Genomic DNA, 21,402 nt, shown 5'->3' with positions numbered 1-21,402 from the left:
CTCCGGCGGAATCTATGTATTGCTCGGAGCGATAGAAGACAACATTTTCTCCCCTCTCCCCCGCTGCGCCGCGAGCGTCAGCGAGTGAAGCAGTGGTGGGAGAGGGGCCGGGGGTGAGGGGGCTCGGGTGCAACACAATGACTGTTTGCGTACGCCTTTCCGATCCCCGTACCGTACCGAGACACCGCACGGGTGGTGCTGCTCTGCTGGTCCCCCTCACCCCCAACCCCTCTCCCCCGAAGCCTGACTCGCTTGGGCTCGCCAGGCTTCGGGGGAGAGGGGAGAAAACGATTCTTCTCCAACCATAGAATCCGCCGGAGTTAGCAAAGCTCAGATCTTCGATCGAGCACGATAAACTCGCGGGCTCGCCATCCAAAGTCTGGCGACTTCAGCTACGCTCGAACCATCAACCAACAACCATCAACCAACAACCATCAACCATCAACTAACAACTAACAACTAACAACTAACAACTAACAACTAACAACCATCAACCATCAACCAACACCCCCCCTACGAGGCGGCGGCGGCGATGTCGTCGAGGGTGACGGTGGGGACCGACCAAGCGTTGGGATCCCGAGAGAGTACGCGACGCCGTTTACGAGTCCGCTCGCTCCAGCGCTGGCGAATCGCCCGGGAACGATCGCGAATCTCCTCCGGAGTCGGATCGATCATGCCCTGCTCGTCACTGTTCGCTTGCGAGAACGCAACCATAAAAATTATCGTCCTTCTGATTGGTGGAAGTCCGGTATGGATAATGGACACCCTAGGCGGCCGACCGCCATCGCCACCTCGCTGCCCACCTTCTGTTGATATCTTCTGCTGCCGATCTAACAACCCGCCAAAGCGAAAGTTTCGGTCAGATCGCGAGCAAAAGGGAAAATTATCCGCCTCTTGGACGCTCGAGCGACGAGAACGTGCCCGTAAAACGAGCCCAAACGGCCCGCAAAACGAGAAAACCCGCCCCTTTCCCCTCGTTCGGGCGTAGCTAAATCCGCCCGACCTCAGGGCTTTTTTGCCGCTTCAGTCCAATCGCTTGCGAGATCGGCTACCCTAAAAATTCAACCTGGACGCAACACTCAGGCGGCTTCCGCCGTGTCGGCGCCACACAGGCTGCCATAGAAGGCATTACGAGCCAACAGCGAATTGTGATCGCCCAGATCGCGGATTTCTCCCTGATCCATGACCGCGATTTGATCGGCCAGTGCTAGCGTCGTCGGGCGATGGGTGATCATCAGGCCCGTTCGGCCGACCAGGAATTTCCGCAGCGCCTGGTGGATCAGGGCTTCGCTTTCCATATCGATTTGGCTGGTCGCTTCGTCCAGGATCAGGATGTCGGGATTTCGCAGAAAGGCCCGGGCCAGGGCCAATCGCTGCATCTGGCCGCCGCTGAGCCGGGTGCCGGATTGCCCCAGGACGGTGTCGTAGCCGTGTTCGGTTTTCTCACGAATGAATTCGTCGGCGTGGGCTCGCTGGGCCGCTTCGATCACTTCCTCGCGGGAAACGCGAGGCATTCCGTAGCGGATATTATTGAGGATCGTGTCGTCGAACAGGACCGTGCGCTGGGTCACCAGGCCGATGCGGCGACGCAGGTTTCGCAGCGACATTTTGGTGACGTTGACGTCGTCCAGCCGGACTTCGCCGCCCTGCGGATCGTCAAACCGACACAGCAGGCTGATCAACGTGCTTTTGCCCGAACCGTTGGGACCGACGACGGCCAGGGTCTGGCCGTGGGGGATCTCCAAATCAATTCCGCTGAGCACCTTCGGGCCGCTGGGATAGCGGAACGAGACGTCGGAGAACACGATTTTCTGATGGGGCCGCGCGATCGATTGCGGCCGCACCGGTTCGGTCACTCGCACCGGCCGGTCGATCACTTCGTAGACGCGCGACGCCGCCGCGATGCCCCGCTGCAAACTGCTCCACACGTCGGACAGTTTCCGCGCCGGGTCCGAGGCCCCGATCAGGAATCCAAAGAACATCAACATCGCGCCCGGATCCAGCGGCTTGTCGCTCATGTGCAGTCCCAGCAGTTCCGTCTGGCGATTGATCACCAGATAACCGCCGGCCAGGATCGCCAGACAGACCATGCCCAGTCCCAGGAATTCGGACACCGAACGGGCCAGCGTGTTGTACAGGGCCATCTTCATCGAGCGGCCGTAGTAGGCCTGGACGCTGCGTTCAAAGCGAGCTCGTTCGAAGGCCTGCGTGTTGTAGGCTTTGATCACGCGAATCCCGGCGAAGGCGTCGTTGAGGGTACCGTACAGCTGGGTCATTTCATCCATCACCCGGCGGCTGGCCCGGCGGATACTGCGGCTCAGCGAGTGCATGACCAGGACCATCAGCGGCGCGACCACCATGACCAGCATCAACAACCGCGGACAAACCCACGCCGCGCCGGCAAAGCAGACGATCATCTTCAGCGGTTCGCGAACCAGGCGTCCCAGCAGTACCGTGATGCCGCCGTTCAGATGGCCGATGTCGTTGGTCAAGCGGCTGGTCAGCCCGGCCGAACCGTTGTCGCCGAATTCGTCTAAATCCAATCGCAGGGCTTTGCGGAAGAACAGGCTGCGGACTTCATTGGCCGCCTGCATGGCCAGGTCCTGCACCAGCATCATGTTCGCCCCCAGGGCCAACAGCTTCAGCACCGTGCCGAGGATCAACAGCGAGATCATCAGCGACAGCGTGCCAAAGGCGGTCTCGGGCAAGTACTCCGCGTAGGGCTGGAAGCGGGTCAGCGTGGCTTCGGACTTCTCGTATGCGGTCCGCCGGGCGATGGCCAGATCGCGGGCCACCTCCAGCCGATTGCGTTGTTTGACCGATGGATTCTGGGCCAGTTGTTCGTTCAGCTCGGCGATTTCCCCTTCGCTTTCGACGATCCGCTCGCGGCTGTTCTCCAGTTCTTGGGCAACGTATCCGGGCACGCCGTCGCCTTTGAAGACGATCTCGACCATGGGGTAGAGCGCGCCGATGTTCAGCCCCCACAGCATGGCGACAATCAACGAGGTTCCCAGACATCCAGTTAACGTCCAGCGACGCTTGGCAACCAAACGCAGAACGCGACGAAAGTCATGCATGATGTGCGAGCAAGTGAGCGACAGGGAAACGGGAGCCGCCCTCGCAGAAGGAGGGCTTGGCCGGTTTTACCGAACTGTCGCTTGCCGCGAAAGATGAATCGCCGCGTCTTGCCGGTCCCGCCACCAAAGCCACGAAAAAAGCACCAGTAGAGGTACCGTTGCTAGCTGATACGCCGTCAGACCGGCCAGCACATGCGGCTCGGGACGAATAAATTCCGTGGCAAAGCGGTAGACGAGGTAGCCGATCAGATACAGCTTCATGTGCTGTAGCCGCAACCAACCGCGACGCCCCAATTGCCAAAGAATGATAGCAAAGCCGAAATGGAAGGCGGCCTCGTACAGCTGGGTGGGGTGACGCGGCAGCGAATCGCCGGCGGCGGCGAACGGTTGACCCCACGGCAGGGCGGTCACGGTGCCGAAACAGCAGCCGCCGACGTAGCAACCGATCCGGCCGATGCCGACGGCCACGGCGGCGGGTAGGGCGAAGGAGTCCCCGGTTTTGATACGAATCGAGCAGGCCCATTTGGCGACCTCGACGCCGAAGTAGGCGCCGACGATACCGGCCAGGATCGTCTTGCCGTCGGCCAGCCACATCCCGGGTACCCACCCGGACTGCAGCCCACCGCTGACCAAGTACGGCAGCTTGGCCGCTATCATTCCTCCGGTAAACGCACCGATGCCCAACATCCACCGCTGTTCGGCGTCGAGGCCCAGCGGTCGCTGGCGCAGGCGCAGCAAGACGACGCCGACCATCACGGCCAACAGCATCACGGCAGCGTAAAGCGGTCGGACGGTCATGGTGCGTGGCTTCCAAACCTGTTGATTGTAGAGCAAACCATATTCCATGACATTTTACTCCCCTCTCCCCCGAAAGCCTGACTCGCTTAGGCTCGCCAGGCTTTCGGGGGAGAGGGGAGTATAGATGCTTTCGGGTCGCGCCGGCCCCCTAATTTACTCGCGAGAGCGAACCATCAATCAACCGCTCCAGCGCTGTGGTTATCTCCTTGGCCGTGTCGGCCGCCGCGGCGGCTTCGAGGCAGGCTTCTTGCCGTGCGTTGACCGGCATGGGCTGGCCGGGCGGCGGCGTTTGCGGGACCAGTCGCCGCACGATCGCCGCAATCAATCCGTCCAGGTTCCAGCCAGCGGTGGCCGAGATGCAGATGACCGCGTCGTCGCCGCCGGACCGTTCCGGCTCACACGCTCGGCGGCGTTCGTCATGATCGGCGGGCAGGAGGTCGACTTTGTTGCGGACGATTAAATGTTGCGATTCGGCTTCCGCAGCGGCCGTTTGCGGGCCCTCCTCGTGCCGGGCGTCTTGGATCCAGAGCGTCAGATCCGCATCCTCGATCCTCTGGCGAGCGCGCCGCACACCTTCGTCTTCGATGCTGTCGGCGGCTCGGCGGAGCCCCGCGGTATCGGACAGTTGCACCGGCCAGCCGTCCAGGACGGTGTCGGCCGAAAGGATGTCTCGCGTGGTTCCCGGCGAATCGAACGTGATCGCGCGGTCGTATCCGACCAGGGCGTTCATCAGGCTGCTCTTGCCGACGTTGGGTTCGCCGGCCAAGACGACTTGCCAGGGCGTCTGCAGGTGTTGGCCAACGCGTTTCCAACCCAGGACGGACCGAACCTCCTGGCGGACGGCGTCCAGCTGCTCTGCATCTTCATGCAATCCTTGCTGCCAGCGGCGAGCCGCATCCCGGAGGGCTCCGCGAACTTGATCGTAGGCGATCGCGGCGGTGGCGCGGGTGGTGGCGGCGGCCAGCACTTCGCGAGCTTCGACTTCCAACAGCGGCATACCGGTGGAGGCCAACCATTCGGGCCACGGGCAGCGCACCGCGCCGCTCGACTCCACAGCCTGCAGAATCGCTTCGACGGCCGCTCGGCCGCCGTGGCAGTGGACGTGCACGGTTCGCTGGTCGGCGGCGGTCACCACGACGGATTCGCCCGCGGAGGTGGCAGCCGCGTCACCCCCGGCAGCGTCGCCGGCGGCAGCGTCGCCGGCCGCAGGGGTTTCGGGCGGCACGCCGTCGCCGTACCAGGTGCCGTACACGATCCGTCCGGGTTCGGGGTGCGCGGCCGGGTTGGCCGGCCGAAAGAAGGGCCGGACGTGGTCCTGGTACAGGCTCGATGCGTCGCCGACGGGCGTCCACAGGCCCACGGTCGCCACGCCGCCGCGTCCGACGCCGGTGAGTTCGCAGGCCACCGTAGCGGCAGAAGAGACGGGCTGGGGCATGACGAGAGCGGGGGGGATTCAGGATTCGCCTTGGAACGAGCTGATAACGCGGAACAGCCCGATAAAGAATAGGACGGCGGCCGAGCCGGAGGTTCGTCCATTGGCCAGAGCGGCCACGAACCAGATCGCGCTGATGATCATCAGGATGAAGCCCCAGGCCATGGACCCAAAGTTCATTCCTTCTTGCGCCTGCTCGGCCATCTCCTCCGTGGTCGTGGGCAGGCTGTCGGTAGGATGCGGATCGGTGGGCTGGTAGGGCGCGGGATCGAAGGCCGCGGGAATTGGCTGTTCCGTTTCGCTAACTTCCGGAACCCGCATCACCTCGCCGCACACGCAGCGAGCTTTCTTGCCGACGTTCTCATCGTAGGCCTGCAGCCGCGTGCCGCATTGTTGACAAGTAAAAACGATCATGAAGGAAACGGCCAATCATCCCGGCAGAAAAACAAGACTCGCTGTTGCGATTTCGAACAGCCCCGCAACCAAGTCCACTATAGCACAGCGGCATCGGATTCCAGCCAGTGGGGCGGTTCCGACTGGTGTTCTCTCGCCCTTGTACCCTCTCCCACTCGTACTCGTACTTTTACTCGTACTCGTACTCGTACTCAGGGCGCAGCCCGGTACTCGTACTCGCCCCGAACCGTTTACCAATCCGCAAGAGTCTTCGAGTACGAGTACCGCTGCGCTGAGTACGAGTAAGAATGGTTTCACAGGCTGGAAGCCTATGCCACTGACCAAAAAAAACGCCCCGCGGCGGAGGCCGCGGGGCGTTGGTACTTTCCGGTCTAGGGACGATCGTCGCCTGAGGCGGCTTAACGGTTCGGATCGAATCCGGTCTGCGCGATCTCTTCCTCTTCCTGGATGATGATTCGCGGCGTGACCATCAACATCAAACTCGACGCGTCGCGGCCGATGGCCGTGTTGCGGAACAAGCGGTTGATGTAGGGCAGTTTGCTGAGGATCGGCAGGCCGCGTTCGCCACGGCCCTCCCGCAGTCGCTTGATGCCGCCCAACAGGATCGTACCGCCGTCAGGCACGCTGACGGTCGTGTTGACACTGGTGAAGGCGAACGTGGGCAACTGGACGGTCGAACCCTGCGTGGTGACCTCCTGGTCGTCCTCTTCGACGGTTTCGCCGGTATTGGGATCGACTTTTTGGCTTTTCGACTGGCTGGTGGTGCTGCCGGTAAAGGTGAACGTATCGACGTCCCCGATCTGGCTGAAGAACGGCACCAGGGTCAAGCGGACGAAGCGTTTGTCGTCGCTGACGACCGCCTGCACGTTCAACTCCGTACCTTCGTTCAGGACCACGATAATCGGCTGCTGGGAGACGGCAAAGTCGCCGACGACCGGCCGAATGCTGGTCACGAACGGCCGCTGCGAAACGTCCTGGATGGACGCCGACTGGCCGTCGAACAGGGTCACCTTGGGTGCCTGCATCACGTTGGTACGGTTGTCACCCTGAGCGGCTTGGACAAAGAAGAAGGCTTCGATGTCGCTGAGGATCGCAAACCCGAAGGTGCTGAGCGCCCCGGGGTCGACGCCGCCGAAAATGGGAGCCACGTTGAAGTTGTTGTTTTCAAACCGCAGGTCCAGGTCGGTCGTGAACGTCCGGCCCGGTCCGCTCAGACCCACCGCGACACTGTTGCCGCTGTCGTCGGCCGGCAGATCGGTCACGTTGTCGTCGAAGGCCACGTCAAAGTCGACGCCGATCTGTTCGAAGAACGAATCGGACAGCGAGATGAAGCGGACTTCGATCGTCACCTGCAGGTTCTGCAGCCGACGCAGGTTGGCCAGCAGGTCGGCGATCTGGTCGTGGACATCGCTGGTCGTGCTGACCACCAGACTCAGGTTCTGAGCGTAGGGAGCCATCGTGCTGGGCCCGCCGAGCGCTTCCCAGGTCTCCGGAGCGATGGTGGTTTCGATCAATTGCATGATGGACGAGAAGTCGGCCAGCGAGCCACCGCCGGCGGCGCCTCGCATCTGGCCGGTCGGTCCGCCCATCATCGGCGACATGGCGGCCATCGGGTCGCCGTACTGAGCCAACATGTTGGGGTCGGTGTTGGCGGCCACCGGAGCGGGTCCACCGGCCAGTCCAACGGCCGAAACCGGAGCGTACTGGATGGAGTTCGAAGCGGTGTTCATCTGGTAGGCGGCCTTCAGAGCTCCCGCCAAACCGTCTTCGTAGCTGGTCGTGAAGTTCGGGATCGGGGTGACCAGGTCGGACACCTTGTAGATCCGTCGCTGCAGCTTGCCGCGTTTGACTTCGTTGGTCGTCACCTGCAACACATCGTTGCCGATCGTGTAAGTCAGATCGAACTGGCCCAGGATCAGGTTCAGCGCGTTCTTCAGCGAGATCTGGCTGGTCAGGTCCAGCGTGACCGGGGTGCTGCTGTCGATACGGGCGTCGGCCAGGGCCTTCTGGTCGATGAACAGAGGCACGCCGGTGACCATTTCCAGCGTCTTCAGAACTTCACCCAAAGGCTGGTTGCGGAACTTGACGTCGACCGGGGTTTCCAGCAGGCGTTTGATTTCACGCTCGGCGGCGCTGAGCGAATCGTTGGGCTGATTCAGACCGGCCCGGACGTCGGTCAGGTCGCGCCAGGATTCGGCGTCCGGAAACTCGACCGTCTGAGTCGGATCGACCATGTCCAGGCGCTGAGCGTCCTGCAGGTAGCGAATGTAGCTGTCTTCGTTTTCGGCGATGACCTCTTCGGCGATATGTCGACGCACGGCGGTGCGGCTGGTCAGCATCATCTGCGTGCCGATGGCTTTGTTAGGGGCCAGCGTCTGGACCTGCTTGGCCACGACCAGCGCTTCGGCATAGCGACGCTCCTGCATCAATTGGTCGAACAGTTCGACCTTTTCGGCGATCATGTTGTCGGTTTCGAGCTGCATCTTGCGTTCGTTTTCCAGATCCAGGCGGATCTGGTCGTTGCGGATGTCCAGCTCGATGTCGGCGCGATTCTCGTCGACGTACTTTTGTTGTTCGCTGACCGCGCGATCGACCATCGCCAAGAGGGCTTTTTTGGCCGATTCATCGACGTCCGAATCCAGCACCGTAACGCGCAGTTTGTTGATGCGGTCCAGGGCGTCCATGGGTTTGGTGATGCGGTCGTTGTAGGCCACGCCCAGTTCGGCCGTGACTTCGCGATACAAGCGTTGGCGATTGCGAAGGGTTTCCTGATCGACCTGTGCCAGCGCGGACAGTTCGCCGGCCGGGGCCGGAGCCACGGTGGGCTGCATCAGTTGCAGTTTGGCTTGCAGCTGGCGCCGAGTTTCCGAATCCAGTTCGGCTTCGTACCGCCAAGCGGCCACGAACAGCTCGCGGGCCTGTGCGGAGTGGCCGGCCGAGAGGGCTTCCAAGCCCTCGCGGAACAGGCGATCGCCTTCGCCATCGCCGGTGGCTCCGGCAGCCGCGGCGGTTGCCTGGGCTGGGGTGACCGCGGCGGGGCCGCCGCCGGCACTGGCGTAGTCGGCCCGGCGGATGTCGCCCACGCTGGCCGTCTTGCTCGATCCGCCGGCGGGCATGACCGCAGCGGCTTGAGCGACCGGGTAGGCGCCGGCCGGTTGGCTGGCGCCTGGCTGGCTGGCGCCTGGCTGGCTGACGCCGGGCAGTCCGCGGCGGCGAGCCAACGAATCGAGCTGCAGCGTCATCTGCCACAGCTGGGTTTGCACGGCTGGGCGATCGTCGTCGCCCAGCGGCACGGCTTGAGCTTGACGCGTCAGGTTCACGGCGGCCTGGACGTCATCCTTGTCCAGTGCGACCTGAGCCTGCGCCAACAGCTGTTTGACCTGTTGGGCACCGGAGCCGGAGGGCAGCCGCTGGGGGGCGGTCGCCACGGCCGGCAGCAATTGGGCTTCGATGCCATGTTTGATCAGCGCCTCGCGGAGCTGACCGGCGCCGGCTTGCAGGCCGGGCTGTTTGGCCGCCAACGAGGCGATTTCGCGATAGCTGCCGACGGCGGTCGCCAGATCGCGTTTCTTGAGGGCGGCCTGCGCGGTGCTGAGCAACTGCTCTCCGCGAGCCAGCGACTCGTTGTCGGACGAGGATGGCATCGACAGCGCCGAACCTCGCGGCTCTTCTGCCTGCGATGGCGGGCAGTGGAAGGCGAGCGACGCCACCCAGGCGGCCGCCACCAACCAAAGTTTCTTCTCTGTGGTCCTTGTCAACGCGACTCTCCTTCTTCGCGATTGTGGTGGTGCATTTCACTGCGCTCACGACAATCGCGATGCAGCAAAGATGCCCTTTCTCGTCCGTTTACACTGTCCGATCGTCCCTGACCGGAAATACGAGTCGGTGGGCGGGGAGTACCAAGGAAGAAACCAGCTCGTCAAGCCCGGTTTCGGAAAAACGCAAGAATCTTCCGCGGAGGCGAGCGGCGAGGCGGTGGAGCAGTAAGGCGGTGGAGCGGTGGAGCGGTGGAGCGGTAGAGCGGTAGAGCGGTAGATTTTATATATCTTGACGTTTACCCCCCTCTCCCCGCCGGCCCTGGGCAAGTGGAGCTTGCCCGGGGCCGGCGGGGAGAGGGGTCGGGGGTGAGGGGCCTCCGGGATCGATACGCAGAACGACGAGACGTGTGTGGGTAAAGATCCTCGAAACGCGACGCTGGACGGTGTGCGGTCCTGCTCTGCAATCCCCCTCACCCCCAGCCCCTCTCCCCCGATAGCCTGACTCGCTTAGGCTCGCCAGGCTATCGGGGGAGAGGGGGGTAAACGATTCTCAAATCTCAAATCTCAAATCTCAAATCTCAAATCTCAGCCCCCCGGTCACTCCCCCAGCAACCGCACCGTTCGTTTCTGCTGGGCGCTCTGCATGGCGGTGTCGACGATCTGCTGGCCGATGCGGGAGATCTTGGGACACGAGGGCCCCTCGAGGGCCGCGTCGCGGCGGCGGCAGTCCAGGAAATACCGGATCGGATCCTGCCAGACTTCGCCCAGCCCCTCGCAGGGCACGGGCGTCACTTCGGGTTGCTCGCGCGTCTGTACGGTGATGCTGGAGGTGTAGTCGTAGCAGGCGATCGTGCCTTCGGTGCCGACGATCACGAACCCGCACTGGGGCTGGGGCTGGTGCGTCCAGGGATCGGTAAACGTTCCCCAGCGCGTCTCGAATTTGCTCAGCCCACTGGCGTAGCGAGCCACGGCGATGCAGTGCTCGTCGACCTCCAGCCCCTCGGGCTCGTCCACCGTAGCGGTGACCTCGATGGGTTTCTGGCCGCCGAAGTACCAGGTACCCAGCGTGGTCCCGTAACCCATGTAGTCCAGAGCCGAACCACCGCCGGAAGCTTTCTTATAGAACCAGCTGGTCGGTTTCTCGCGAGCGATTTCCTCGGGCGTCGTTTCGCGTTTGTCCGCCCCGTGGTACAGCGGCCCGCGGTTGCCGCCGTAGTAATGCACTTCGATCACCTGGCCGATGCGGCCCTGCCCGATCAAGCGGTAGGCGGTCTGATGCGGCAGGCTCCAGGCCAGCGGCCAATTGATCATCAGCCGGCGACCGGCTTTCTCGGCCGCGGCGATCATCTGGTCGGCTTCGGCCAGCGAGGCGGCCATGGGCTTTTCCACCATCGCGTCCACGCCGTACTCCATCGCCCGCTCGGTCCACAGCCCGTGATCGGCGGCCGCCGGGCACATCATCACCACGTCGGGCTTGGTGGTTTCGAAGCACTGGCGGTAATCGGTGAAGACCTGGTCGTCGGTGAAGCCGAAGTTGGCGATCGCTTCCTGCATCCGCTCGGGCTGCGGGTCGCAGATCCCGACCACCTCGGCATCGGGATGTTCGGCCGCCATCCGCAACAGATCACCCATGTGAAAGTGTTCGAAACTGATCGCAGCAATGCGTACGCGAGCCATGCCAAGACGTCCTCAAAAAACGGTGCCGAGTCGAAACGAAGGACGTATTCTAAACGCATCGCCGCGAGCATTGGACCGGTGGTGGTTGGTTGATGGCACCCCAAATCTCAAATCTCCTGATTCTAAACGGATTCTGTGTACGGTTCGGAGCGATAAAATGTAGCGTTTACTCCCCTCTCCCCCGAATCCTGGCTCGCTTAGGCTCGCCAGGATTCGGGGGAGAGGGGAGTAAACGTTTTTGCCGAACCATCGATTCCGCCGGAGTCAGCAAATCTCAAATCGAGCACGATCCAAACTCGCCACTCGCCACTCGCCACTCGCCACTCTTTCCTCCAAACTCTGGCGAGTTGGGCTACGGAAGGGGCGAGTTCGGCTACGTCTTTCTCTTGTCGCGGTACTGTTGGCGTTGCTGGGCGTACGCTTCGGGGCTGGGCAACTCGGCCTGCTCGGGCTGGGCTTCTTCGAGCAACCGCCGGAGAAACGGCCGGCACCAACCGCAGCCCGTGCCGGCTCCGTAACACTCGCTCAACTGACTCGGCACCCGCGGGCGGTGGATGCGAATGTAATTGATCACCTTGCGTTTGCTGACGTGAAAACACAGGCACAGTTCGTCGTCGTCGTTCATCATCCGCGCAGTCCCCGCGCTACAAGGTCACTGGATTTACGAACTGGCCGCCGCGAATTCTCCTCGGGCCAGCGAGGTTGCGATGCGACAGGCGTCCAGGTAATCCGGGATAAACAACCGCTCACTGGCCGTGTGCACGTTGCGTTGGCCACAGCCGATCGTGACCGCGGCGATCCCGTGACGGAACATCCAGTTCGCGTCTACTCCGCCGTTGCTGATCGTCTGCTGGGGCTGTCGGCCGACGGCGCGCACGGCCGCTTCGGCCGCCTGCACGCTGGGGTGGGATGCTTCCAAGCGAAAGGCTTCGTAGTCCACGCGTGATTCGAACTCGACGCGTCCGGCCTGGCCATCGACGTTGGTCACCTCCGCGGCCGCTCGCTCGAACGCCTCGCGGATCGCCCGGACGATGGCCGTGCGAGCCTCGGGGTCGTGGCTGCGAGCTTCGGCGCGGACATGCACGTGGGGCGTGACCACGTTGGTGGCGTCGCCGCCTTGAAAGACGCCGACATTGGACCGCCCCTCGACTCCCTCAGGCCGCCGGACGTCGCCCAGCCAGCCGTCGCGGTAGAGGGCATCGATCGCCCGCGAAGCCATCACGATGGCGCTCGCACCCAGCTCCGGAGCGACCCCGGCATGGGAGGCCAGGCCGTGGACGTCGATCGTCATGCGTTCGCCGCCGATCGCGCCGATGGTCAGTTTTTCGACCGTGCCTCCGTCGAAATTAATCGCCCGGTCGTGAGCTCCGATGCGCGAGGCATCCATGGCTCGCGAGCCCTGCAAGCCGATCTCTTCCTGGACAAACCAGCATAATATCAGAGGCGGGTGCGGAGCGTCGCCGCGGAGCAGCTCGCAGGCTGCGGTCAGCAAGGCCGCGCATCCGGCCCGATTGTCCGCCCCCAGACCGGTGCCCTGCGCCGTGCTGAAGACCTCGTCGTCCTCGACCGCCGGCTGGCTGCCGACGCACACCGGGACGGTGTCGAGGTGAGCGGTCAACAGCGTGGTGGGCCCCTCGCCGCTGCCGGGCAGGTGGACGATCAGGTTACCGACTTCGCCCCCGCCCGGCGTCCGCTCGTTGGCGTCGTCGAACTCGATCGCGGTTTTCGGCAAGCCCGCCGCCTGCAGCTGGCGAACGATTTCCAGGGCCACGGCGTTCTCTTGGCCGCTGATGCCGGGGATGGCCGTCAGTTTTAAAAAGCGGTCTAGAGCCGCGTCAGAGTCGATCGAAACCGCCGTATCCGTCATGGAAAAACCAACAAAGTAGATGGGTGTTGTGGCAGTGGCATAGGCTTCCAGCCTGTGATCGAATCTTCACAGGCTGAGAAGCCTATGCCACACGGGGCTCTCGGCTGGGACAGCCGAGCAACTATGGTTACAGTTTAGGAGATTCCTCTTTTTCGTGCTGCCGATGATCCATTCGCTTCCGCTCGCCGACCAATCGCCCCCTGACGACGCCCGGGACCACCTGCTGGACTGGACGCCTCAGCAATTGACGACGTGGCTGTCGGACTGCGGCGAGCGGGCGTTTCGCGGCAAGCAGATCTGGCAGTGGATCTACCGCCAGCGGGCGGTGGAGTTCGGCGAGATGACGGACCTGCCGGCGAGCCTGCGACGAGCGCTCGCCGAGCGATTCGTGATCTTTCGCAGCTCGATCGCCAAAGAAGAGACCTCGCCCGACGGAACGGAAAAGCTGCTGATTCGGCTGGCCGATGGCGGCGAGATCGAATGCGTGCTGCTCCGCGACGGCGATCGCCGCAGCATCTGTGTCAGCAGCCAGGTGGGCTGTGCGATGGGGTGCGTGTTCTGCGCCAGCGGGCTCGACGGCGTCGACCGCAACCTCCGCCGCGGCGAGATTCTGGAACAGATGCTGAGGCTGCAGCGGCGGCTGCCGGCCGAGCAGCGGCTGAGCCATATCGTGATGATGGGCATGGGCGAGCCGCTGGCGAACCTGGAAAACGTCCTGCAGTCGTTGGACGTGGCCCGCAGTCCCGACGGGCTGGGGATCAGCGCCCGGCGGATCACGATCAGTACGGTCGGCCTGCCGGTGGCGATCGACCGCTTGAGCCGTCACGCGGTGCCCTACAACCTGGCGGTCAGCCTGCATGCGCCGAACAACGAACTGCGGAGCCGGCTGGTTCCGGTCAACCGCAAGATCGGGCTGCAACCCGTGCTGGACGCGGCCGATCGCTACTTCCAGTCCAGCGGCCGGCGGCTGACCTTCGAGTACGTTCTGCTGGGCGGCGTGAACGATAGCAAGACCTGCGCCGCGCAGTTGGCGGCGCTGCTGCGTGGGCGGCCGGTGCTGTTGAACGTGATTCCCTACAACCCCGTGGCCGGTCTGCCCTACCAAACGCCTTCGGACGCCCAAATAAAAACGTTTCGGCAGACGCTGGAGTCGGCCGGGGTGAACGTGCAATTTCGCCAGCGAAAGGGCAGCGAGATCAATGCGGCCTGCGGCCAACTGCGCCGGCACCGCGAGGATTGACGGACCAACGGTGGCAGGCTGCGTACAATGGACCGTGCCTTCACCCGTTTTCCTCTGTCGGCTTCGACTCAGGCGATGCCCGAGTCTTGCCGGGCCGCCCACTTGTATGGCTCGTGTCAGCAATCGCGACGATTCCTTTTCCGATTCCCCGCTGCCGGTGCGCCTGGCCGCGCTGATGCACCCCTTGTCGGTGGGCTACTGGGGCGGGTCCCGGATCCGCATCGGTTACAGCCTGCCGGTGGCCGTCGCGGTGCTGCTGGCCGCCGGCTGGTTCTGGCAGACGCGGCCCGGAAACGCCGACCTGCCGGTGCTGGCGGGCATCCTGGGCGTCTCGCTGGTCGGGGGTGCGATGTACCAAGTGATCCTGCGGCTGTGGATCGGACGCTTGGCCGGTGGCCAGGGTGCGGGGGGCCAGTGCGAGGAGATCACGATGCGCGCCTTCGGCAGCTGGGGACGCTGCCGGGGGTCCAGCGCCCAGCGGTTCACGCTGGGGGTCTCGGTGCCGCTGCTCTGCCTGGCGCTGGCGGCCGCGCTGGCCGCGATGCCGCCCCACGGCCAGGGCTGGCGAGGACTTTCGCTGTTGCCGCCGGAACTGACCGGCCAGTTGACCGGAGTGTCGGTCCTGGTTGCCTGTGCCTGGATCCTGACCCTGCAAGCGGCCGTGCAAACCCTGCCGCTGCCCGGATGCCACGGGCGCGAAGCCATCGTGGCCGTGGTCGACTGGTGGTGCGAAGGACAGGGGCGGCGGGGACGCGCCCAAGCGGTACGCTGGACCCTGGGCGGAATCGCGGTGGGCTGGATGATGGCGGCCCTGATCGGGTTGGCTCTGCACGCCCCGGCCTTCGACCCCTGGTGGCCGCTGATGTTCCTGGTGGGCGTGGCCTGTTGGCTGTCGCGGCGCAGCGAAGCCGAAGCGGTCCCGTTGGCGGCCGCGCCGCCGGATGGATACAGCCCCTCGGATTTACCTGCCGCCGCGGATCGACCTGCCGCCGCGGATCGACCTGCCGCCGCGGACTTTCCCGGCAAGCCGCCTTTCGCTCGGCCGGTTTCTCCGCTCCAATCGTGGCAGGCTTGGCGCCGCCGCCGACGGCTGCGAGCGGTGCGGCAGCGAGAGCTTCGCGAAGCAGCCGATGAGGGACAGCTGGACGCTATCTTGACGCGGCTCCACGAGCATGGACTAGACTCGCTGTCGGCCGCCGATAAAGCTGTCCTGAAACGCGTCAGCGACCGGCTTCGCGATCGCCCCGAGACGCAAAGCACGAAAACGCACTAGACCCCATCAGAACACTTATAAAAACAGCAACCCCACCGCCACAATGACCATACAGCGTAATCCGACTCGCAGCGTCGCTATCGGGACGATCCAGGTGGGCCACGGGCATCCGATCGCCGTGCAGAGCATGACGGCCACCAAGACCCAGGACGTGGCCGCCACCGCCGCTCAGGCCAACGCCCTGCACCAGGCCGGTGCGGGGGTCGTCCGCGTGGCCGTGGACAGCGTCAAAGACGCCGAAGCGCTGGCGGAGCTGCGCCGCCATACGCCGGCCAATCTGGCGGTGGACCTGCAGGAAAACTTTCGTCTGGCCGAGCGGGTCGCTCCGCACGTCAACAAGATCCGCTACAACCCCGGGCACCTGTACCACCACCAGAAGGATCGACCCTGGCAGGACAAGGTCCGCTTCATCGTCGATCAGGCGGTCCGGCACGACTGCGCCCTCCGCATCGGCGTGAACTGCGGCAGCGTCGACCCGGCCAAGAAGGAGAAATACGACGCGGCGGATTCGATCACGCCGATGCTGGAAAGCGCTCTGGAGCACTGTGAGTTCGTCGATTCGCTGGGCTTCGATCGCTACGTCGTTTCCCTCAAAGACAGCGACCCCGACAAGGTGATCGAGGTCAACCGGCGGTTCGCGGCCCAGCGACCCGACGTGCCGCTGCACCTGGGCGTAACCGAAGCCGGGATGCCGCCCGACGGGATCATCAAGACCCGGATCGCCTTCGAGCAGTTGATCGGCGAAGGCATCGGCGACACGGTCCGCGTGTCGTTGACCGTGCCCAATGACCGCAAACCCGAAGAGATCGCCGCCGGTCGCCAGATCATCGAAGACATCGCCGCGGGCCGCGTCCGCAGCGTCGTGCGGCTCAACCGCGACCAGCTGAACATCATCAGTTGCCCGAGCTGCAGCCGGGTGGAGAACGAAGCCTTTGTGGAACTGGCCGCCGACGTCAAGGAACTGACCCGCTACGCCCAACAACACGCGATCACGATCGCCGTGATGGGCTGCCGCGTGAACGGCCCGGGCGAAACCGACGACGCCGACCTGGGACTGTGGTGCGGCCCGAAAGTCGTGAACCTGAAGCGCGGCGAAGAAACCGTGGGCGCCTTTCCCTACGACCAGATCCTGCCGCGGCTGAAGCAGGAACTGGATCAATTGATCGCCGCCCGTTAGCGAGAGCGTCGCCCAAAACCGTAGCCGAAGTCGGGAAAGATTGAGATTTGCGATTTGCTGACTCCGGCGGAATCGATGGTTCGACAAAGACGTTTTCTCCCCTCTCCCCCGAAGCCTGGCGAGCCTAAGCGAGTCAGGCTTCGGGGGAGAGGGGTTGGGGGTGAGGGGGCCCAGCAGAGCAGCAACGCCCCTATCATCTTTCCTCACTTTGATGCTGGACGCGGCAGTTGAATCCGATGCAAGGAATCAGGTCATTGCGCCGGAGGCCCCTCACCCCCAACCCCTCTCCCCGCCGTCCTGGGCAAGCTCCACTTGCCCAGGAGCGGCAGGGAGAGGGGAGTAGACGAGTCCTTTTATGACCAAGCGACGTCGTTGGAATCGGCCGCTGTGGACGGCACTGTTTGCCATCGCGGCGGTTGCCGCCCTGTATGCCGTGGGCACGAGTCTGTGGCTGTCGCAGCGGTACGCGATGCCGTTTACGGATCTGCTCGTCCCGCGTCTGGTCGACCTGATCGTGGTGGCATGGTTGTTCTGGGTCGGATCGGCGATCGGCAGCTTTTTGAACGTGGTCGCCTACCGTTTGCCGCTGGGCCGGGGCGTGGGTGGTTTCTCGGCCTGCCCATTTTGTGCGACGCCGATCGCGGGGCGGGACAATGTTCCGGTGTTCGGCTGGTTGGCGCTGCGAGGTCGCTGCCGGAGGTGCCGGCTGCCGATCTCGCCCCGCTATCCCCTGGTGGAGCTGGCCGTGGGGTTGTCGCTGACGCTGGTCGGCGTGGCGGAGTTGTATTTGGCCGGGGTGAATCTGCCCTACGTGGCTTCTCGGCCGATCACCTGGGGCGCCCTGCACATGCCGCATATCTGGACGGCTGGGTTTGCGATCGGGATTTACCACGTGATCGCGCTGGCGTGCAGCTGGGCGCTGGGTCTGGTCCGCGTCGATGGCGTGCGTCTTCCGCGGCGGTTGGTGTGGTGGTGTTTGGGCCTGGTGATCGTGCCGATGCTGCTGTGGCCACCGCTGCAGGTCGTGCCGTGGGAGGTGCGAGCGGCCGCGGATTGGCAGCCCCGTAGCCATCTCTCGGCCGTGCTGCGCGTGGTGACCGGCGCCGCGGCCGCCGGCGTGTTGGCGCGTGCCCTGGCCGTTTCGCTGTTCCCCACGGCGAACATCAAACTGGATCCGCTGGGCAAAGACACCGGACGGCTGATGGACTTGATCGCGATCACGGCCCTGGCGGGCATCGTCGTCGGCTGGCAGGCGTTACTGAGCGTCCTGGTGCTGGCCTGCGCGTTGGCCATCGGACTGCGGCGGCGGTTGCCCACGGGCGACGCCCTGGGGGCGTTAGCGGTGGCGATGCCGGTCGCGCTGACGATCCAGCTGTTGCTGTGGCGCGTGCTCGACGCCCAGACGTACTGGCCTGGAACGCACGCCGCCCCCTGGGTGATCCTCACGGCCGCCTTTGTCGTCCTGGCCGCCGGATGGTGGCTGCGAGCGGAGCGGAGATCTGAGATCTGAGATTTGAGATTTGAGATTGCTGACTCCGGCGGATTCTATGTACGGGAACGGACGTTTCCGCACATAGAATCGTTTACTCCCCTCTCCCCCGAAGCCTGGCGAGCCTAAGCGAGCCAGGCTTCGGGGGAGAGGGGGTGGGGGTGAGGGGGACCAGCAGAGCAGCAGCAGCATGGCCGTGTCTTGATGCGGTGCACGGCCCTGGGGATCGTCCGTTATGAGTCATTTCGTTGCACCGGAGCCCCCTCACCCCCCGGCCCCTCTCCCACCACTGCTTCACTCGCTGACGCTCGCGGCGCCGCGGGGGAGAGGGGAGCGGCACCCCAGGCTTGCGTCTGGGGCTACCACATGTCGCCACTGCCGCGGCTGCTGCGTTCTGAGCCTCGCACGCCATACATAGAATCGTTCACTCCCCTCTCCCCCGAAGCCTGGCGAGCCTAAGCGAGCCAGGCTTCGGGGGAGAGGGGGTGGGGGGTGAGGGGGACCAGCAGAGCAGCAGCACCATGGCCGTATCTTGATGCGGTGCACGGCCCTGGGGATCGTCCGTTATGAGTCATTCCGTTGCACCGGAGCCCCCTCACCCCCGGCCCCTCTCCCACCACTGCTTCACTCGCTGACGCTCGCGGCGCCGCGGGGGAGAGGGGAGAAAACATTGCTTTCTATTGCTCCGAGCCGCGCATAGATTCCGTTACGGCCAGCAGATCTTCAATCGAGCACGAGCACGAGCACGAGCACCATAAACTCGCCACTCGCCACTCGAACCAAACTCTGGCGAGTTCAGCTACGGCAGCCCTCAAAGAGCAACCTTCTCCGCCGCCAGGTCCCTTACGCCTTTCAGGTCCAGTTTCCCGGTGCCCAGCAGCGGGATCTCTTCGACTTCGATGAACGAGCTGCTTGCCGGAATGAACAGGTTGGGCAAACCGGCTTCGACCAGGCCCTGACGCAGCTGGTCGGGATCGCGATCGGTGGGCAGATGCAGCACGATCAAGCGTTCGCCTTTCTTGGCGTCCGGCACGGCCGTCACACAGACCCGCAACACGTCGTCGTCTTCATCGCTCTGCAGCATCCGCGCCAGTTCTTCTTCGATGCGGATGTGCGGGACCATCTCGCCGCCGATTTTCGAGAACCGGCTGAGCCGACCGGTGATGTGCAGGAAACCTTCTTTGTCGACATGCGCGATATCGCCGGTGATGTACCAGCCTTCCTTGACCGCTTCGGCCGTCAGATCCTCGCGTCCCATGTAGCCCTTCATCACGTTGGGACCGGTGATCAACAGCATCCCGTCTTCGCCCGCGGCCAGCTCCGTTCCGTCGTCGGGCGAGACCACCTTGGCGCTGATGCCGGGAAAGGGACGTCCGACGGAACCCTCGAAGCGGTCGCGTTGGAATTTGGCGGCCGAGCGGGTCGGCGGGATGTTCACCGACACCAACGGACTCAGCTCCGTCGTCCCATAGCCTTCGACGGGCCGCACGCCAAAGCGGTTTTCAAAGGCGTCGAACAGGTCGGCCGGCATCTTTTCCGCGCCCGCAACCACCACGTCCAGTTTGGCGAACTGATGCGGTTCGATCCGTCGCAGGTACCCGCGCAAGAACGTGGGCGTCCCCAACAACACCGTCGCCCCGTACTTCTCGGCCAGTTTGCCCACTTGCCGGGCGTCCAGCGGATTGAAGTGATAGACGCCGGCCGGTCCCAGGGTTTGCACCGCCCACAAGGTCACCGAATAACCAAAAGAATGGAAGAACGGCAGCACGCCCAGCACGACGTCGTCGCGATTCAGGCGGACCGCCTTGTCGATCGATTCCACGTTGTGGCTGATATTGGCGTGGGTCAGCATCACGCCTTTGGGGGTGCCCGTCGAACCGCTGGTGAAGATCACCGTCAGCAGGTCGTCGCAGGAGATCTTGTGCAGCCCCATCAGGCGGTCGAGCAGCCAAGCCGGGGTGAGGTAAGCCGCCACGACGCCGATGATCTTGTCCGCCAGCCGGACCTTGTCCCTTAAGTGTTCCAACAGCACCACGTCGGCGTCGAGCTGGAAGTCCATTTTGTCCATGAACTTTTCGCTGGTCAGTACGTGGCGGATGCCCGCGGCCTGGATGCACTGGTTCAGGACCGGGCTGCTGACGGTGTAGTTCAGATTGGCCGAGGTACGGCGGTCGAAGGCCAGGGCGACATTGGTCGCCACCGCCGCGACGCTGGGCGGCAGCAGGATCCCGACCGTGGATTCGCCGGCTCGATCGCCCAAGACCTCGCGCAGCAACAGCCGCCGCAGGATCACCGTGCGCATCAACATCTGCCGGCCACCGACCTCGGCGCCGCTGGAGTCGGCGCACTTGAGCCGCCCGCCGCGACGCTTCCACACGCGGATGATGCGGCGCGGCAACACGGGCATCTGCTGGCGGCTTTCGATCATCGCCCGAGCGCCCAACCGTTGAACCTCGCTGCGCATCCGCTCCAGGGGCACGTCGTGGGACAGCGGTTTGCCGATGTACAGGGTCAATTGCCGGCGTCGCAGCGAGGGCCATTTCCAGAAGAAACGCCCTTTGGAGAAACTGAAGATGCTGCCCCACATGCCGTCGAGCCACATCGGGATGACCGGGGCGTCGGTACCTTTTAAGACTTTCGTCACGCCCGGCCGAAACGCTTGCAGTTGTCCGTTGCGCGAGATCGTGCCCTCGGGAAAGATCGCGATCAGGTCGCCGCTCTTCAACCCCTGGCGGCCGCTCTTCAGCGCCCGCGCGATGCTCTTGGGATTGGGCGACATCAGGATCGTGTCGAAGGCGCCGGCCAGGTAACGGGTAAAGCGGGTATCGAAGTTACCGCCGTCGACGATGAACCGGGCGTTGCGCGGCAGCATCCACAGAATCAGAATGCCGTCCAGCCAGGAAGCGTGGTTGCAGACCAGCACCGCCGCACCCTGCTCGGGCAGGTTTTCACCCCCGATGACGCGTTTGCGATACAGGACCTCTAGAACCGGTCGCACGATGCCGCGGACGAATCGCCGCGGGCTGACCACCGCCAGAATCAACAGCCCCAACACGACTGCCGCGGCGACAGCCAGGATGGTCCACGTCACGGAACTGAGCGCAAACAACATCACAGTGTTTCATCCTCCCAGGCTTCTACCGAGCCCAGACGACGGGCGAGTTTAACGAAAAAAAGGTCGCGATTGGCTTTTGTTTTTT

At 64.0% G+C, this 21,402-nt stretch carries 14 protein-coding genes; 4 read left to right on the top strand and 10 right to left on the bottom strand.

Annotation, left to right across the window (positions count from 1 at the left end):
- Positions 1 to 513 precede the first annotated feature (513 nt).
- The 9 genes from GE027_RS14825 to GE027_RS14785 all read right to left on the bottom strand — a co-directional run bounded on the left by GE027_RS14825 (position 514) and on the right by GE027_RS14785 (position 13,023).
- A complete protein-coding gene (locus GE027_RS14825; protein WP_153557982.1) occupies positions 514 to 714 on the bottom strand; it encodes a hypothetical protein in 201 nt (66 codons plus the stop codon).
- Positions 715 to 1,079: 365 nt separating this feature from the next.
- On the bottom strand, positions 1,080 to 3,077 hold the full coding sequence (locus GE027_RS14820; protein WP_153557981.1) for an ABC transporter ATP-binding protein: 1,998 nt from the start codon (positions 3,075 to 3,077) through the stop codon (positions 1,080 to 1,082).
- A 66-nt stretch (positions 3,078 to 3,143) separates the two neighbouring features.
- Positions 3,144 to 3,875, bottom strand: a complete 732-nt coding sequence (locus GE027_RS14815) for a prolipoprotein diacylglyceryl transferase (protein WP_153557980.1) — start codon at positions 3,873 to 3,875, stop codon at positions 3,144 to 3,146.
- A gap of 148 nt (positions 3,876 to 4,023) precedes the next feature.
- A complete protein-coding gene (locus tag GE027_RS14810; protein ID WP_153557979.1) occupies positions 4,024 to 5,310 on the bottom strand; it encodes a GTPase in 1,287 nt (428 codons plus the stop codon).
- An 18-nt stretch (positions 5,311 to 5,328) separates the two neighbouring features.
- A complete protein-coding gene (locus GE027_RS14805) occupies positions 5,329 to 5,721 on the bottom strand; it encodes a hypothetical protein (RefSeq protein WP_153557978.1) in 393 nt (130 codons plus the stop codon).
- A 398-nt stretch (positions 5,722 to 6,119) separates the two neighbouring features.
- Positions 6,120 to 9,479: a type II secretion system protein GspD gene (locus GE027_RS14800; protein ID WP_237607560.1), complete on the bottom strand. Its 3,360-nt coding sequence runs from the start codon at positions 9,477 to 9,479 to the stop codon at positions 6,120 to 6,122.
- A 597-nt stretch (positions 9,480 to 10,076) separates the two neighbouring features.
- Positions 10,077 to 11,156, bottom strand: coding sequence for a Gfo/Idh/MocA family protein (locus tag GE027_RS14795; protein ID WP_153557977.1), 1,080 nt, complete (start codon positions 11,154 to 11,156; stop codon positions 10,077 to 10,079).
- A 373-nt stretch (positions 11,157 to 11,529) separates the two neighbouring features.
- Positions 11,530 to 11,784: a (2Fe-2S)-binding protein gene (locus tag GE027_RS14790; protein ID WP_315852917.1), complete on the bottom strand. Its 255-nt coding sequence runs from the start codon at positions 11,782 to 11,784 to the stop codon at positions 11,530 to 11,532.
- Between the two features lie 33 nt (positions 11,785 to 11,817).
- On the bottom strand, positions 11,818 to 13,023 hold the full coding sequence (locus GE027_RS14785; protein WP_153557976.1) for a M20/M25/M40 family metallo-hydrolase: 1,206 nt from the start codon (positions 13,021 to 13,023) through the stop codon (positions 11,818 to 11,820).
- Between the two features lie 163 nt (positions 13,024 to 13,186).
- Between GE027_RS14785 and rlmN the strand changes: the two genes are divergently transcribed.
- From rlmN to GE027_RS23600, 4 genes are all read left to right on the top strand, one after another.
- A complete protein-coding gene (rlmN, locus tag GE027_RS14780) occupies positions 13,187 to 14,263 on the top strand; it encodes a 23S rRNA (adenine(2503)-C(2))-methyltransferase RlmN (protein WP_153557975.1) in 1,077 nt (358 codons plus the stop codon).
- 106 nt (positions 14,264 to 14,369) lie between these two features.
- Positions 14,370 to 15,536 carry a hypothetical protein gene (locus tag GE027_RS14775; protein WP_153557974.1) on the top strand — a complete coding sequence of 389 codons (1,167 nt, stop codon included), beginning with the start codon at positions 14,370 to 14,372 and terminating at the stop codon, positions 15,534 to 15,536.
- Positions 15,537 to 15,579: 43 nt separating this feature from the next.
- Positions 15,580 to 16,713 (top strand): (E)-4-hydroxy-3-methylbut-2-enyl-diphosphate synthase, encoded by a 1,134-nt coding sequence (ispG, locus tag GE027_RS14770; RefSeq protein ID WP_153557973.1) that lies wholly within the window; start codon positions 15,580 to 15,582, stop codon positions 16,711 to 16,713.
- 355 nt (positions 16,714 to 17,068) lie between these two features.
- Positions 17,069 to 18,223, top strand: coding sequence for a prepilin peptidase (locus tag GE027_RS23600; protein ID WP_315852916.1), 1,155 nt, complete (start codon positions 17,069 to 17,071; stop codon positions 18,221 to 18,223).
- A gap of 790 nt (positions 18,224 to 19,013) precedes the next feature.
- Here the strand turns inward: GE027_RS23600 and GE027_RS14760 are convergent.
- Positions 19,014 to 21,314, bottom strand: a complete 2,301-nt coding sequence (locus GE027_RS14760; protein ID WP_153557991.1) for an AMP-binding protein — start codon at positions 21,312 to 21,314, stop codon at positions 19,014 to 19,016.
- Positions 21,315 to 21,402 lie beyond the last annotated feature (88 nt).

The organism is Roseimaritima sediminicola (assembly GCF_009618275.1).
Classification (GTDB): domain Bacteria; phylum Planctomycetota; class Planctomycetia; order Pirellulales; family Pirellulaceae; genus Roseimaritima; species Roseimaritima sediminicola.
This window is presented reverse-complemented; position numbering and strand designations above follow the sequence as displayed.

What these genes read in the sequence shown, in the direction of transcription:
- GE027_RS14825 (WP_153557982.1), bottom strand. Translation starts at nt 714, where the DNA reads ATGGTTGCGTTCTCGCAAGCGAACAGTGACGAGCAGGGCATGATCGAT.
- GE027_RS14820 (WP_153557981.1), bottom strand. Translation starts at nt 3,077, where the DNA reads ATGCATGACTTTCGTCGCGTTCTGCGTTTGGTTGCCAAGCGTCGCTGG.
- GE027_RS14815 (WP_153557980.1), bottom strand. Translation starts at nt 3,875, where the DNA reads ATGACCGTCCGACCGCTTTACGCTGCCGTGATGCTGTTGGCCGTGATG.
- GE027_RS14810 (WP_153557979.1), bottom strand. Translation starts at nt 5,310, where the DNA reads ATGCCCCAGCCCGTCTCTTCTGCCGCTACGGTGGCCTGCGAACTCACC.
- GE027_RS14805 (WP_153557978.1), bottom strand. Translation starts at nt 5,721, where the DNA reads ATGATCGTTTTTACTTGTCAACAATGCGGCACGCGGCTGCAGGCCTAC.
- GE027_RS14795 (WP_153557977.1), bottom strand. Translation starts at nt 11,156, where the DNA reads ATGGCTCGCGTACGCATTGCTGCGATCAGTTTCGAACACTTTCACATG.
- GE027_RS14790 (WP_315852917.1), bottom strand. Translation starts at nt 11,784, where the DNA reads ATGATGAACGACGACGACGAACTGTGCCTGTGTTTTCACGTCAGCAAA.
- GE027_RS14785 (WP_153557976.1), bottom strand. Translation starts at nt 13,023, where the DNA reads ATGACGGATACGGCGGTTTCGATCGACTCTGACGCGGCTCTAGACCGC.
- rlmN (WP_153557975.1), top strand. Translation starts at nt 13,187, where the DNA reads ATGATCCATTCGCTTCCGCTCGCCGACCAATCGCCCCCTGACGACGCC.
- GE027_RS14775 (WP_153557974.1), top strand. Translation starts at nt 14,370, where the DNA reads ATGGCTCGTGTCAGCAATCGCGACGATTCCTTTTCCGATTCCCCGCTG.
- ispG (WP_153557973.1), top strand. Translation starts at nt 15,580, where the DNA reads ATGACCATACAGCGTAATCCGACTCGCAGCGTCGCTATCGGGACGATC.
- GE027_RS23600 (WP_315852916.1), top strand. Translation starts at nt 17,069, where the DNA reads ATGACCAAGCGACGTCGTTGGAATCGGCCGCTGTGGACGGCACTGTTT.
- GE027_RS14760 (WP_153557991.1), bottom strand. Translation starts at nt 21,314, where the DNA reads ATGTTGTTTGCGCTCAGTTCCGTGACGTGGACCATCCTGGCTGTCGCC.